This is a genomic window from Pseudomonas sp. HLMP (genome assembly GCF_046365545.1).
Taxonomy (GTDB): Bacteria; Pseudomonadota; Gammaproteobacteria; order Pseudomonadales; family Pseudomonadaceae; genus Aquipseudomonas; species Aquipseudomonas guariconensis_B.
In genome coordinates this window covers 1-595 of record NZ_JBDLLR010000002.1, presented here as the reverse complement: position 1 = coordinate 595, position 595 = coordinate 1, and the positions used below count along the sequence as shown (strand labels likewise).

General features: G+C 66.4%; 1 protein-coding gene. It reads left to right on the top strand.

What is annotated here, in order from left to right; translation table 11 throughout:
* Positions 1–2 precede the first annotated feature (2 nt).
* The coding region (locus tag ABFA30_RS23850; RefSeq protein WP_410046074.1) for a PAAR domain-containing protein at positions 3–595 on the top strand (593 nt) is incomplete at its 3' end.

The following is a 595-nucleotide window of genomic DNA, read 5'->3' as shown; positions in this document are numbered from 1 at the left end:
GTCTGGATGGCAAAGGGCAGGCGGTCGATGGCGACCTCACCACCACGGGCGCAACCTGTATCGGTACGGGCGCGGGTTATTTCTCCGGCGGACGCATGGTCCTTCGAGAGGGCGACGCCACGACACCCTGTCCGTTGTGTGGCGAGGTTGGCCGAATAGTCGAGGGGTACCCCTTCTTCATTTCCGATGGCCGACCCGTGGTGATGGACGGGGCATTGGTGGCCTGCGGGTGCCCTAGCGGGAGCAACCGTGTGGTGGCGCCGCTCTTCAGCCCGCCGCCGTCTCCGCAGGCCTCGCAGCAGGCCACGGCGCGAGCCAGTACGCCCCCTGCCCAGGCCTGGAACCCTGCGCTCGACGGCGCTTCGCGGCATTACGCCAGCGCGCTGCCCGGCACCCTCGAGCCCGGTTTCTACATCGTGCCGCGCAGCATGTCCTTTTCCCAGGTGCTGCTTGAGCTGGCCGAGCATGACAACACCTTGCCGATCTCTCGGCTGCAAATGCTCAACCCCACGTTCGAGGAGGGGTTCAAGGCGGGAGAGATCTTCGTCATCGGCGACCCGGACAAGGGTGATGCCTGCACCCGTGAGGAAGCCCA